Annotated in this window: 11 protein-coding genes; 3 read left to right on the forward strand and 8 right to left on the reverse strand. The window is 68.7% G+C overall.

The features are described 5' to 3' along the window. The coding region (locus AC1DXV_RS06230; RefSeq protein WP_477932910.1) for a transposase at nucleotides 1–156 on the reverse strand (156 nt) is incomplete at its 3' end. Between the two features lie 665 nt (nucleotides 157–821). On the opposite strand from AC1DXV_RS06230, the gene AC1DXV_RS06235 reads away from it, so the two are divergent. From AC1DXV_RS06235 to AC1DXV_RS06245, 3 genes are all read left to right on the forward strand, one after another. Further along, nucleotides 822–1,088 carry a hypothetical protein gene (locus tag AC1DXV_RS06235; protein WP_477932882.1) on the forward strand — a complete coding sequence of 89 codons (267 nt, stop codon included), beginning with the start codon at nucleotides 822–824 and terminating at the stop codon, nucleotides 1,086–1,088. A 268-nt stretch (nucleotides 1,089–1,356) separates the two neighbouring features. After that, nucleotides 1,357–1,908 (forward strand): septation protein IspZ, encoded by a 552-nt coding sequence (locus AC1DXV_RS06240; RefSeq protein ID WP_477873487.1) that lies wholly within the window; start codon nucleotides 1,357–1,359, stop codon nucleotides 1,906–1,908. Nucleotides 1,909–2,239: 331 nt separating this feature from the next. Continuing rightward, nucleotides 2,240–3,172, forward strand: a complete 933-nt coding sequence (locus AC1DXV_RS06245; RefSeq protein WP_477932884.1) for a hypothetical protein — start codon at nucleotides 2,240–2,242, stop codon at nucleotides 3,170–3,172. A gap of 2 nt (nucleotides 3,173–3,174) precedes the next feature. Here AC1DXV_RS06245 and AC1DXV_RS06250 read toward each other — a convergent pair whose 3' ends face one another. From AC1DXV_RS06250 to AC1DXV_RS06280, 7 genes are all read right to left on the reverse strand, one after another. Further along, nucleotides 3,175–6,309 carry a CusA/CzcA family heavy metal efflux RND transporter gene (locus AC1DXV_RS06250; protein ID WP_477932886.1) on the reverse strand — a complete coding sequence of 1,045 codons (3,135 nt, stop codon included), beginning with the start codon at nucleotides 6,307–6,309 and terminating at the stop codon, nucleotides 3,175–3,177. Between the two features lie 11 nt (nucleotides 6,310–6,320). Beyond that, the gene (locus AC1DXV_RS06255) at nucleotides 6,321–7,589 is read right to left on the reverse strand and encodes an efflux RND transporter periplasmic adaptor subunit (RefSeq protein WP_477864352.1); all 1,269 of its coding nucleotides are present in this window, start codon (nucleotides 7,587–7,589) and stop codon (nucleotides 6,321–6,323) included. 8 nt (nucleotides 7,590–7,597) lie between these two features. Next, on the reverse strand, nucleotides 7,598–8,866 hold the full coding sequence (locus AC1DXV_RS06260; RefSeq protein ID WP_477932888.1) for a TolC family protein: 1,269 nt from the start codon (nucleotides 8,864–8,866) through the stop codon (nucleotides 7,598–7,600). Nucleotides 8,867–8,971: 105 nt separating this feature from the next. Further along, the gene (locus AC1DXV_RS06265; protein WP_477932890.1) at nucleotides 8,972–9,346 is read right to left on the reverse strand and encodes a hypothetical protein; all 375 of its coding nucleotides are present in this window, start codon (nucleotides 9,344–9,346) and stop codon (nucleotides 8,972–8,974) included. Nucleotides 9,347–9,392: 46 nt separating this feature from the next. After that, on the reverse strand, nucleotides 9,393–11,750 hold the full coding sequence (locus AC1DXV_RS06270; RefSeq protein ID WP_477864355.1) for a tetratricopeptide repeat protein: 2,358 nt from the start codon (nucleotides 11,748–11,750) through the stop codon (nucleotides 9,393–9,395). A 3-nt stretch (nucleotides 11,751–11,753) separates the two neighbouring features. After that, nucleotides 11,754–12,137 (reverse strand): ribonuclease H family protein, encoded by a 384-nt coding sequence (locus AC1DXV_RS06275; protein ID WP_477864356.1) that lies wholly within the window; start codon nucleotides 12,135–12,137, stop codon nucleotides 11,754–11,756. A gap of 34 nt (nucleotides 12,138–12,171) precedes the next feature. Further along, nucleotides 12,172–12,810, reverse strand: coding sequence for a phosphoribosyltransferase (locus tag AC1DXV_RS06280; protein WP_477864357.1), 639 nt, complete (start codon nucleotides 12,808–12,810; stop codon nucleotides 12,172–12,174). Nucleotides 12,811–12,817 lie beyond the last annotated feature (7 nt).

Here is a 12,817-nt window from a genome sequence, read left to right on the forward strand (position 1 = left end):
GTCGAACTGCTCGAGCCAGCGGCGCACGCCACTGTCCGTCAAGTTCATGTCGCGGCACACCTGCCCGACGCTCAATCCCTGGTCTCGCACCATGCGAACCACTTGCAGCTTGAACGCCGCATCAAATGCCCGGCGGGCTCTCTTCTTCTCGGTCATGCTCTTCTCGTCCTCTGCGGGAAAATCTCCCATCGAGGTGTCCATCAGAATTGGACCACGTCAGCTGCTTGGCCAAGCGTCTTGGGCTCAGGACATCGCCGCCTTTACTTGCTCCCCCGAAGAGGGAGTTTTCTCAGTTCGATACATTCCCGACAGTGACCAAGGCCAAAACTCCCTTTCGGAATTTCCAGTGCAATGCGAGATGCGGAAGGCACGCTACGTCGTCAAGGCCGTACGAGGCCCCTATTCAGAACGCCGCTGCGGAGCAATGCCAACCGTCGACATAGTCCTGTATCGAAATCGAACGACGCTCATTCGCGGCGCCGTATTCGGCGAGAACTGCTTCATGGGTCCCAGCCTCAGGGAGATCGTGGCCGTTGAAGAACGTGGCGCCCTAAAGTCGCTGACGATCTGCATTGCCCCTTCGCAAGACGGCAGCGCAAACAAGTGTCGAGTTCTTGGGCCGGCAGAACTCGCGGCCCGTCACAAAGAACCGATAGATCAGATTGGATTGGGTCAGTATCTGGAGGAAAGATGACGCCCCCCCATCCTTCGTCGACGTGGGCACCAGGGCTTCGTCGGGTGTGCGCCGCATGATCGAATGCCTCCACCCGGCCACTTGCAGTCAGTCGCGGGCGACAGCTTTCGGGAAGCGGACAAGAACTATGACAACACTGATTTCAACGTTCTCGTTTTGCAATCGCCAGGCCAAGCCACACGTCGTCGCGGTAGAACCGTGGGGCGAAGACTTCACACTCCTCCCTGGTGAGAGTTTGGAGATTCTCGCCATGAGCGAAAGCGTTCAGCCGTCATTTGAAGTTGTCGAATGGGCCGACTGTTCACAGGTGTACTGCAACGACGCAGCCGATTTCAAGGTCATGCAGGGCGGCGTCCAGCTCGAGTGTGGCCACAAGCGGAGACAGATTTCTTGAAAGTCGACAGTCGGCCAGGAGCCGTCGGTCACCGATGACCGCTCGCACGCATCCTCCCCACCGCCAAGACTCACAGCGCAGGAGAGAATGGTTCATGAACTCCATCTGCGAAGTCCTGTTCTCTAAGGCGTTCAACTATGCAGAAGCCAAGTAAAAACTCCCAGCACTACCCCCCAAGCGGCGCCCAACCAATAGACAGGACGCCGCTCGCAGGCCGGGCTTCGCCTCTCATTTCAAACGCTAGGCCTCAAAGCGGAGACCGAATCGCATGACCGGAAGCAATCCATACGCACCGCCTGAAGCGGCTTTGGAAGACATCGGCGAGAGCGCCTTGAGGACGGACTATGGTCTCAAGCTCAGCGCGTCCCTCTTCTGGCGAATCATCGTGTTTCAAATCATCCTTATGGTGCCTGTAGCACTCACGCTCAGCTTCTCTGGTCAAACGGAGAGCATCACACTTGTGATGATGAAGCCCACCCTAATTTTCATCTTCGTCGCCGCTGCAGTCGCGGTTTCATTGCAATTATTCCGCCCTGGGCTTCCTTTCCTTGTTTGGGGTCACAGGCTAGGTTTGTTGCCAAGCAGCTGGCGTAGATTCAGTTGGGCTCTTTGCGGTCTGTACGTGCTGTTGGGAATCGTGAACACATGCGTGGCATTCGCCACGCCGTTGACCGTCTGGACTCAATACAAAACATTTGGTCCCCTTCTTGCCATCCTCGTCTTTTGCATCCTTGCACCTCGCTTTATCGTGAGGCCTAACCCTTTCATCGAGAGGACGCTGCCCGGCGAACCGGTCAGCGCCCCTCATGTCAAACGTTGAACGGCCGCTTTCCGGAGCCTTGCTCAGCCCGTGCCAACTTCCGCTTTGGGTCGATAGCTCACCTTCGCAGCTCGTGAGAGCAGACGTTCAACTGAGCCCGATCGAGGAGGTCTCAGCTGCCCAAGTGCCTCTGCGCTTCGCTGCATTGCCGTCGACGCCTCGCACTGTCTGCTTCGTCGCAGCGAGCGGACAAGTGATCCTGTGCAGTGTCGTTGAACGTGCGTCATGGGTCGAGCGGCTGGCCCAGGCGCTCAGGAGGTCTTCAGCGCAGAACATCAGCCGAGTCGCTAGACTGGCCGTCGATGCACTCTGCGAGCGCTCGACCCRCCCGATGCCCGAACAATCCGAACCCCTCGGCCCCCTTGCTGCCGGCCCCTCCCCTGCGAGCGCATCGCCGCCGGGGCGTGCGCTCGACATCGCCGCACTGGGCCTCGAGGCACGCGATCGTGCCGTGCTGGTCTCGATGACGCGCATGCTCGACGGCCAGGCCGGCCTGCGCCTGCGCTGGGTGGAAGACGCCACTGCCTGCACCACGCTCTTCGTGCCGCACGACTGGTCGCAGTATGTCTCGCCACCGCGGGTGCTGGTGCGGCTCACGCCACGCGGCGCGACGCCGGCCGACTCGCCGCGCGGCCTGTCGGTGGCCTCGCCGCTGCGGGTCAGCGAGATGACCGATGTGCTCGAAGCCGCCGCAGCGCTGTACGAGCTGGCGCGCGGCGCCGTGCAGCGCGAGCATGCCCGCATGGCGCTGTACGCATTGCGGGACCTGCTGGTCGGGGCACTGCTCGCCGGCGAGCGTCGACGAACGCTGTTCGGCGTGGGTGACGGGCACGGCCTGGTCGTCGACTTCCGCACGGGTGACATCACGAGCTCGCTGCCGCAGGCCGAGTTGCTGGCGCGGCCGTTGCATGTGGCCGACCCGCAGCGCGCGCCCGACGCCGTTTCGTGGCCGGGTGCGACCCACACCTTGCGGCTGTCGACCTTGCTGTGGGGCCTGACGCACGTCCTCATCGACCAGGGCGTCTCGCCCCGCACCATCAATGGCCGCTACCAGCTCATACGCCCGCTCGAGCCTGCGGCCCTTGCGCGCCCGAGCACGCCGCGGCTGGTGACCGCCTGGACGCAGCGCGCCATGGGCGTTGGCGAAGCGGCCGCGGCGGGCCGGCTCTCGGCCTTCGAGATCCTGTGGTTCCTGAGCACGGCATTGGCCCTGGGCATCGCCGTGCCGGCGACCGAGTCACAGGCGGGCACGACGCAAGCCTGACCTCATCCCCCCGCCTCATCCCGCCGGTGCGCCAGCCGGTACAGCACTGGCAGCACCAGCAGCGTCAGCGCCGTCGACGACAGGATCCCGCCGATCACCACCGTGGCGAGCGGCCGCTGCACCTCGGCCCCGGTGCCGGTCGCGAGCGCCATCGGCACGAAGCCGAGCGAGGCCACCAGCGCCGTCATCAGCACCGGGCGCAGGCGCGTCAGCGCCCCTTCGTGGATGGCTGAATCCAGCGGCTGGCCGCGCTCGCGCAGGTTGCGGATGAACGACAGCATCACCAGGCCGTTCAGCACCGCGACGCCCGACAGCGCAATGAAGCCGATCGCCGCGGAGATCGACAGCGGGATGCCTCGCATCCACAGCGCGACGATGCCGCCGGTCAGCGCGAACGGAATGACGGTGAACACCAGCAGGCCGTCCTTGATGTTGCCGAACATCGCGAACAGCAGCGTGAACACCAGCAGCAGCGAGACCGGTACCACCACCTGCAGCCGCTTCGTCGCGGACTGCAAATTCTCGAACTGGCCGCCCCAGGTCATCCAGTAGCCGCTCGGCAGCTTCACCTGCTGGCCGATGGCCTGCGCGGCCTCCGCGACGAAGCTGCCGAGGTCGCGCTCGCGCACGTTGGCGCTGACCACGATGCGCCGCTTGCCGTCTTCGCGGCTGACCTGGTTCGGGCCCGGCGCCAGCGACAGCGTGGCCACCTCGCTCAGCGGGATGAAGCGCTGCGCGTTGCCAGTCCCCTTCGGCAGCGCGATCGGCAGGCGGCGGATGGCCTCCTGGTCGGAGCGCAGGTGCTCGGGCAGGCGCACCAGGATGTCGAAGCGCCGGTCGCCCTCGAACAAGGTGCCGGCCTCGCGCCCGCCGATCGCGGTGGCCAGCGTGTCCTGCACGTCCTGCACGTTCAGGCCGTGGCGCGCCGTCTTCTCGCGATCGATCTGCACGGTGAGCATCGGCAGGCCGCCGGTCTGCTCGACGTTCACTTCCGCGGCACCCGGGATGCCTTGCAACGTGCTGGCGACGCGGGCCGCGGTGGCGTCGAGCACCGCCATGTCGTCGCCGAACACCTTGACGGCCACGTCCGCCCGCACCCCCGAGATCAGCTCGTTGAAGCGCAGCTGGATCGGCTGCGAGAACTCATAGTTCTGCCCCGGCAGCCCGGCCACCTCGGCCTTCACCGCCGCGACCAGCTCGTCGCGCGTCCTGCGCGGTTGCGGCCAGTCGTCCATCGGCTTGAGCATCACGTAGCTGTCGGAGATGTTGGGCGGCATCGGATCGGCGGCGATCTCGGCCGTGCCGGTGCGGGCGAACACCCGCTCGATCTCCGGGAACTTCGCCTTCAACGTGCGTTCCAGCTGCTGCTGCATCGCGACCGATTGCGACAGGCTGGTGCCCGGGATGCGCAGCGCCTGGATCGCGAAATCGCCCTCGTCGAGGCTCGGCACGAACTCGCTGCCCAGCCGCGTCGCGAGCAGGCCCGACAGCAGCACCGCCACGCCGGCGCAGGTCAGCACCAGCGGCTTCGCGGCCATCGCCCGCCGCAGCAGCGGCTCGTAGGCGCGCCGCGCCCAGCCCATCAGCCGGTTCTCCGTCTCGGCCACCTTGTCGCCGATGAAGAGCGCCACCGCCGCCGGCACGAAGGTCACCGACAGGATCATCGCGCCGACCAGCGCGATCACGACGGTGAACGCCATCGGGTGGAACATCTTCCCCTCGACGCCGGCCAGCGCGAAGATCGGCAGGTAGACGATCATGATGATCAGCTGCCCGAAGAGCAGTGGCCGCCGCGCCTCCTGCGACGCGAGGAACACCTCGTGGAAGCGCTCGGCGCGGGTCAGCGGCCGGCCGTGGTGCGCCTGCGCATGGGCCAGGCGGCGCACGCAGTTCTCGACGATGACGACCGCGCCGTCGATGATGATCCCGAAGTCCAGCGCCCCGAGGCTCATCAGGTTGGCGCTGACCTTCTGCTGCACCATGCCCGTGAAGGTGAACAGCATGGCCAGCGGGATCACCATCGCCGTCAGCACCGCCGCGCGGATGTTGCCGAGGAACAGGAACAGGACCGCGATCACCAGCACCGCGCCTTCCAGCAGGTTCCGCTTGACGGTGGCGATCGCCTTGTCGACCAGCACCGTGCGGTCGTAGACCGTGGTCGCGTGCACGCCGGCCGGCAGGTTGCGGTTGATCTCGGCCATGCGCCGGTCCACCGCCTGCGAGACGGTGCGGCTGTTCTCGCCGATCAGCATGAAGACGGTGCCGAGCACCACCTCGCGGCCGTTGTCGGTGGCGGCGCCGGTGCGCAGCTCGCGCCCGATCTCGACGCTCGCCACGTCGCGGATGCGCACCGGCACGCCGGCCTCGTTGCGCAGCACCACGTTGCGGATGTCGTCCATCGAGCCCAGCTGGCCGGGTGCGCGGATCAGGTACTGCTCGCCGCGCCGCTCGATGTAGCCGGCGCCGACGTTGGCGTTGTTGCGCTCCAGCGCGCCGACCACGTCGGCCAGCGTCAGCCCGTGGGCCAGCAGCTGGCTCGGGTCCGGTGCGACCTGGTACGCCTTCGCGAACCCGCCGATCGAGTTGATCTCGGTCACGCCCGGCACGGTGCGCAGCTGCGGCTTGATGATCCAGTCCTGGATCTCGCGCAGGTCGGTCGGCGTGTACGGCTCGCCGTCCGGCTTGCGCGTGCCGTCCTGCGCCTCGACCGTCCACTGGTAGATCTCGCCGAGGCCGGTGGAGATCGGACCGATCGCCGGTGCCACCCCGGCGGGCAGCTGGTCGCGCGCGGCCTGGATCCGCTCGTTGACGAGTTGCCGCGCAAAGTAGAGGTCGGTGCCGTCCTGGAAGATCACGGTCACCTGCGACAGGCCGTAGCGCGACAGCGAGCGCGTCTGCTGCAGGCCGGGCAGGCCGGCCATCGCCGTCTCGATCGGGAAGGTGACGCGCTGCTCGGCTTCGAGCGGCGAGTAGCCGGGCGCGCCGGTGTTGATCTGCACCTGCACGTTGGTGATGTCGGGCACGGCGTCGATGGGCAGCTTCTGGTAGCTGAAGACGCCCAGCGCCGCCATGCCGAAGACGGCCAGCAGCACCAGCCATCGGTGCTCGATGGCGAAGCGGATGATGCGTTCGAACATGGATCGGCCTCTCAGTGTGCGTGGGTGGCCGATGCCTTGCCGGCCTCGGACTTGAGGACGAAGCTGCCGGTGGCGGCATGGCGCGCACCCGGCTGCAGTCCCTTCGTGATCTCGACGCGCTGGCCGTCGCTGCGGCCGGTCTGCACCGGTTGCGCGACGAAGCCCGCGGCGGTCTGCACGAACACCACGGACTCCGTCGCCGCCCCCTTGCCCAGCGTCTGGACCGCGTCCACCGACACGGTGACGGGCAGCGTCGCCTCGCTCGCCGTCATCTCGACGTTCACGAACAGCCCGGGCCGCCACAGCGAGCCCGGGTTGTCCATCACCACGCGCGCTTGTGCTGTGCGGGTCTGTTCACCGAGCAGCGGGCCGACCCACGCGATGCTGCCGTTCGCGACCTGGTCGAACGCGGACGCGCGGACCGCGACCTGGCTGCCCACGCGCAGCTGGGGGAGCGCGTTGGCCGGCACGTCGACCCGGGCCCAGACCGTGCGCAGGTCGGAGAGGGTGAAGACCTGGGCGTCTTCTTTCACCTGCTCGCCGAGTGCGATGTGCTTCTCGACGACCGTGCCGTCGAACGGGGCGCGCAGCTCGAAGCGGTTCAGGTTGCCCGTGCCATGGCCGGTGCCCCCGGCACCGACGGCCTGCAGTTTCTGGCGGGCGTTGTCGACGGCGATCTCGGCCTCGCGCAGTGCGTTCCCGGCCTGCAGCACATCCTGCTGCGGCGAGATCTTCTCTTCCCACAGCGTCTTCTCGCGCTCGTAGGTCGAGCGGGCGAGCTGGTGGCGGGCCTGTGCAGCCTGCAGCGCGGCGCGTTGCTCGGACACCGTCGGGCTGCTGATCACGGCCAGCACCTGGCCACGGCGCACCTGCTGGCCGAGGGCCACCGGCACCGCCTCGACGACGCCGGCGACCCGCGGGACGACGTGGGCCGTGCGGTCTTCGTTGAAGCGGATCTCGCCCGGCAGCTGCAGCACGCTGCGGATGAGGCCCGGACCGGCGGTGTCCACGCGGATGCCTGCGGCCTTCAGCTGTTCGGGCGACAGCGCGATCGCGCCCGCGCCGGCTTCTTCGCGGTGCTTGTCTCCGGCGTGTTCCCCGGCTTCTTCGTGCCCATGCTCATGGTCGTGGTCCTCCTCGGAGGCCGGCTTCGCGCGCTGCGTGCCCAGGATGGCGACCGCCCCCACGCTGCCGAGCACGAGCACCGCGGCGATGGCCGCCAGTTGCTTGCGGCCCACGCTGGCGCGCAGGCGCTCGACCCAGTTCGTCTTGCTGTTCATGTTCGATCTCACGGTTGGTGGCCCGCGGGCGGGCGATCGTTCGGGGTGCCGAGGCGGCGCTCGAGTTCGGCGGCGGCGCGGTGAACCTGGGCCAGCGCGCTGAAGTACTGGGTCCGCGCCTGCAGCAAGGTGCGCTGGGCGTCCAGCACGTCGAGGAAGCTGAACTTGCCGAGTTCGAAGCCGCGGCGGGTCGCGTCGTGGACGCCTTGCGCGGCGGGCAGCACCTCCTGCTTCAAGGCTTGCGCCTCGCTGGCGCGGGCCTGCAGCTGGTCGAGGGTCTGCAGCACCTCGGCGCGCAGCCGCTGCGCCTCGGCCTCGGCGAGTGCCTGGGCGGCATCGCGGCGGCGCAGCGCCTCGAGCTGCGCGCCGGTGTTGGAATCGAACAGCGGCAGCGGGATCGACAGACCGATCATCGGTTGATTCCGGCCGGTCTCCGCCGCGCGCTTGGTCCCCAGGCTCACGGTCAGGTCGGGAATGCGGCGTGCGCGCTCCAGCTCGTAGGCGGCCTGGGCGTGCTGCACTTCACCCTGTGCACGGCGCAGCGCCGGGGACTGCGCGACACGCTCTGCGAGGGCTTGCGCATCGGGCGGCTGCGGCAGGGATTCCGGCTGGCCATCGAGTGGCGACGACGTGCCGTCGGCCGCACCCATCGCGAGGCCCAGCGCGCGTTGCGCGGCTTGCCGGTCGGCTTGCGCCTGGCGCAGTTCGATCCGCGCATTGGCCTCGGCGACGCGCGCGCGCGTTTCCTCGGTCGGCGAGACCTTGCCCGCCGTCACGCGGCGCGCCGCCGCGGCGGTGCCGCTGGCGGCGATCTCCGCGGATTGCTCCGCGACCTTCACGCGCTCCTGGGCGATCAGGGCCTCGAAGAACGCCTGGATGGTGCCGGCCCGCACGTCGGCCTGGCGCGACGCGAGGTCTGCCAGCGCCAGCTCGCGTGCGCTGCGGGCCAGCGCGATGCGGGCCGACCGCTTGCCGCCGAGCTCCAGCGCCTGGCTCAGCAGCACCGTCGTCGTGCGGGTGTCGCGGCGCGTGTCTTCCTGGTCGATGCCGAGGGTCGGGTTGGGCCGCGCGCCGGCCTGGTCGAGCGCGCCACGGCTGGCGTCGACCTCCGCCTCGGCGGCGCGAAGCACAGGGTTGTGGCGCAACGCGGTCTGCAGCGCGGCTTCCAGGGTCAGGGCAGGTGGGAGGGCAGGGGGAAGGGCCGGCGGCGAGGCCTGGCCGAATGCCAAGGGGGTGATCAGTGCCGCGCACAGCAGCGGCACGCAAGTTCTGCGCATCGAATACTCCGAGGGTTGCGAAAGGGCAGCCGGAAGGATTCGACGAGGGCAGCAGCGATCAGGTCAGGGAGAAGGTCGTGCCTGGAAAGGGGTGCGCTCGCCGAATCAGGCGAGGCACCAGTTGGGCCGTTCACGGCGGTCGGGGTCGCGCGTCTGCAGCGGTGGCACGCTGGCGTCCAGCGTCGGCGGGCCGGCCAGGGGCGCGATCGCKAACCCTTGCACCTGCAGCGGCTTGGCGGCGCTCAGCTGGCAGTAGCCGTAGTCGGCGTCGCCGAAGACCTTGGCGGCCTTCGTCGCGTCGGGGTCGGCTGCTTTCCGGGCCTGCTGGTGCTCGTCCTGGGCGCCCGGGTGCTCGTGTTCATGGTGGCCCATGTGGCGAGCGCTGGGGGCCTGTTCGTGCTGGCAATACGCCGCGGCCGCCGCCCAGGTGAACTGGAGCGGCAGCGTGACGAGCAGCAGAAGGGTCAGCCAGCGGCGCATGGCGGCGGAGTATAGGGGTGGCAAAACAAGGCGTGGGGAAACAGGACTAGGGCGCAGTGCCTCGGCTCAGGGTGACGGCGAGGGCGTCCACAGACGAACGATCGCCGAACAGCTTCTTGCGCTCGTTCAGCAGGGTGTCGCGCACAGCCTTCCTCCGCGGCGCTTCCTTGCACAGGCGCTCGACGCAGTCCACGTAGCGATCGGCCGACGAGGCAACCCACTCGTCCAGGCCGATCTGCCGCAGGATGGCGCTGGCGAATCGTCCGCGCAGGTGATCGCCTTCCCAGGCCACGATCGGCGTGCCCCGCTCGACCGCCTGCATCGCGGTGTTGAAGCCGGAAAAGCCGACGCTGTCGAGGAACACGTCGGCCCGGTCCAGCCAGCCGAAGAAGGCGGCCTGGCTCTGCCACGGCACGAATCGCACGCACGCGTCGAAATCCACCTGTGCGGCTTCGAATGCCGCGCGAAGACGCTGTTCGAACAAGCGGGCCAACGGCGCATTGGCCACGCTGAAGAAGACGAGCTTGCAGGGCCGGCATTGCTGCGCGATCCGCACCCACAGCGGGTCGTCATGGGGCGCGTACTTGAAGGGCGTGCCCGCGCACAACAGCAGCTTGTCCTGCGGCGAGATGTTCCATGCCGAGAGATCCACGGCGACGGGCGCGGTGCCGAACGGCTCGTAGCAGCAGCCGAGGCCCGGCAGGCGGATCAAGGTCTCGGTGTAGTGGGCGTCGGCAGTGTCCGGCTCGAACGCCTGCGCACTGAGGTAGCCGTCGATGGTCGGCAGGCCCGTCGTCAGCGGGTGCCCCCAGCTGGCCAGCTGCTGCGGCGCCAGGCGCAGGGCCGCCAGGCGCAAGGTGACCGAGTCCATGCTGATCTCGGGATAGAGCAGCGTGTCGAGCTGGCTGTCGGAGATCGCCTTCGCCCAGTTCGTCCACGCGCCCAGGCCGTGGTGGAACCTGGCCACCCGGCGCGCGGCCCATTCGGTCTCGGTGTCGCGCACGCTTCCGGTGTGAAAGACGTGCAGTTCGAACTGCGCGGGGTCCAGGTGGGCGATCCATCCGCGCACGATGGCGCGCCACACCGAATGGCTGTGCACGTGGGCCGAGACGATGCCGATGCGGCGTTTCGATGCGGGCCGCGCTGCCACGGCAGGCACGCCCACCTTGCGGGCCCAACCGGCCATCAGCGTGGTGCACAGCTTGCCGTAGTCGGCCAGCCGCTCGCGGTGGTCGCCGGGAACATAGGCGAGGTAGAACGGCTGCTGCGCGCCGACCGCCAGGTGGCCTTCGGCCTGGGGGCGGGCGCGGAACCAGCTCTTCAGCTTGCCGAGTTCGTGGCCGAAGTTCTCTGCGCCGGCCCGTTGTTCCTCGTCGGTCTGGGGCACGGCCGGCAACTGGGCCATCGCAAAGCCCCAGCGCGCGCGCACATGGTTCGTGTCCTGGCGGAAGGCGGCCTGGTAGGCCTTGCGCGCCTCTGGCGCATTGCCCGTGCCCATCAACGCATTGCCCAGCCAGTAGTGCGCCTCCGCCTGGGAGGGCGCCGCCGCCAACGAGCGCTGCAACGCATCGGCCGCTTCCGACCACCGGCCCTGGTCGATCCGCAGCAGGCCCAGGTTGAACGAGGCCTGTGCCAGTGCGGGGTCGAGGCGCACGGCACGCTCGAGGAAGGTGGCGGCTTCGTCGGCTTTTCCCTGGTCCTTCAGCAGCGCACCCAGGTTGCACAGCGCCCCGGCGTGCTCGGGCTGGAGGGCGAGTGCGCGGCGATAGTGGCGCTCGACCTCCTGCTGCTTGTCGCGCTCGCCCAGCAGGAGGGTGCCGAGCTGGAAATGGGCTTGCGCATCGGCGGGCTCGGCCGCTGCCGCCGCGGTGAAATGAAGCAGGGCTTCCTTCGGCTTGCGGTTCGCCAGGGCCATCAGGCCGAGCTGCACCCAGGGAGCGCTCCAGCCCGGGCGCAGTTCAGCGGCGCGTTGAAACGCCGGGCCGGCCTGGGCGGGGCGCTTGCAGGCCAGGCAGGCGAGTCCCGCGGCATGCTGCAGCGCGGCGTCGGCAGGCGCCTGCGCTGTCGCCTGTTGCAGCAGCCGGTGGGCTTCCTGCGGATGCCCTTCCTTGAGCGCGATCAGGCCCAGCGCATGCAGCGCGGTGGTGTTGCCGGCGTCCAGCGCCAGCGCAGCCTGGGCGGACTGCCGGGCTTCCGCCAGGTATCCGGCCTCGTACAGCGCCAGCGGGCCCTCGAGGAGGGACGGCGGGGGCGGTGGTGGCGGAGGAGGTGCCGCGAGCCCCGTCGACGTGCCGGCGTGGGCGGGGGCGGGGGCGTGAGTGGAGGCGTGAGTGGAGGCGTCAGCGGGCTCCGGTGCGGCGGCGTCGGACAGGGTCTTGAGTCTGGAGCGCAGCCAGCGAAGCATGGCTTACAGCGAACTCGACGACCGCAGCGCCATCAGCTTGACCACGTCGCGCGCCAGCGAGGCGCTGAAATCCTCGGGGTAGCCCATGCCTTCGAGCACCGCTTGCAGCTTCGTGCCCAGCTTGGCTTTCTGGTAGATGTTCAGCGGCGTCGAACGGGCCAGGTTCTGCACGGCGAGGCGGATGCGCTGGTCGAGTTGCTCGCGTCGCTTTTCGGCCTGCTTCGAACTGTCGTTGACCTTCTCCGGCGGGAAAGACTTCCGGAGTTCCGCGGCCACCTTGGCTGCGAAGGCGTCCACCGCAGTGGTGTCGAAGAATTTTGCGAACATGGGGCCAGTCGGGCGGCGCGTGATGATCCGCTGGAGTGTGCCATTGAACGCGCCCGGCATCTCCAGCGCGCGGTCGCGTCGACAGGCCTCGTGATCACCGGGCCAGCAGCGCCTGCACCTCTTCGTCAGTGATCTGCGGGAACGCCTCGTACCAGCACCCCACGGCGTGGAACGGCTCGGGCCGGGTGGCGCAGGCGATGTCGTCCGCTTCGCCGCGCAAGGCCTCGCAGCTGTCGTGCGCGCCGGTGGGCACGGCGATCACCAGCCGCGCCGGCGCCCTCATGCGCAGCGCCCGCGCCGCGGCCCGCATCGTTGCGCCGGTGGCCAGGCCGTCGTCGACCAGCAGCACGGTGCGCCGGGCCACCTCCAGCGGCGGCCGGCCGTTGCGGTAGAGCCGTTCGCGCCGCGCCAGCTCCTGCGTTTCGGCTTGCGTCACCGCGTCGATCTGCGCGGCCGTGAGCGACAGCATGCGCAGCAGACTGTCGTTCATCACGCGCACGCCGCCGCTCGCGATCGCGCCCATCGCCAGTTCTTCATGCCCGGGCACGCCGAGCTTTCGCACGACGAACACATCGAGCGGCAGCCCGAGCGCCCGCGCGACCGCATGCCCCACCGGCACGCCGCCGCGCGGCAGCGCGAGCACCAGCGCGTCGGGGCGGCCGCGGTAGGCCGACAGGCGCCTCGCGAGCACCTGCCCCGCATCGCGGCGGTCGTGGAACAACGGCTCCTGCATCGACGAC

The organism is Rhizobacter sp. P3_C12 (assembly GCF_056402735.1).

Bases quoted from the DNA above. Each gene is read 5' to 3' on its own strand.
- AC1DXV_RS06235 (WP_477932882.1), top strand. From the start codon at position 822: ATGACAACACTGATTTCAACGTTCTCGTTTTGCAATCGCCAGGCCAAG.
- AC1DXV_RS06255 (WP_477864352.1), bottom strand. From the start codon at position 7,589: ATGAACAGCAAGACGAACTGGGTCGAGCGCCTGCGCGCCAGCGTGGGC.
- AC1DXV_RS06275 (WP_477864356.1), bottom strand. From the start codon at position 12,137: ATGCCGGGCGCGTTCAATGGCACACTCCAGCGGATCATCACGCGCCGC.
- AC1DXV_RS06260 (WP_477932888.1), bottom strand. From the start codon at position 8,866: ATGCGCAGAACTTGCGTGCCGCTGCTGTGCGCGGCACTGATCACCCCC.
- AC1DXV_RS06280 (WP_477864357.1), bottom strand. From the start codon at position 12,810: ATGCAGGAGCCGTTGTTCCACGACCGCCGCGATGCGGGGCAGGTGCTC.
- AC1DXV_RS06240 (WP_477873487.1), top strand. From the start codon at position 1,357: ATGACCGGAAGCAATCCATACGCACCGCCTGAAGCGGCTTTGGAAGAC.
- AC1DXV_RS06245 (WP_477932884.1), top strand. From the start codon at position 2,240: ATGCCCGAACAATCCGAACCCCTCGGCCCCCTTGCTGCCGGCCCCTCC.
- AC1DXV_RS06270 (WP_477864355.1), bottom strand. From the start codon at position 11,750: ATGCTTCGCTGGCTGCGCTCCAGACTCAAGACCCTGTCCGACGCCGCC.
- AC1DXV_RS06250 (WP_477932886.1), bottom strand. From the start codon at position 6,309: ATGTTCGAACGCATCATCCGCTTCGCCATCGAGCACCGATGGCTGGTG.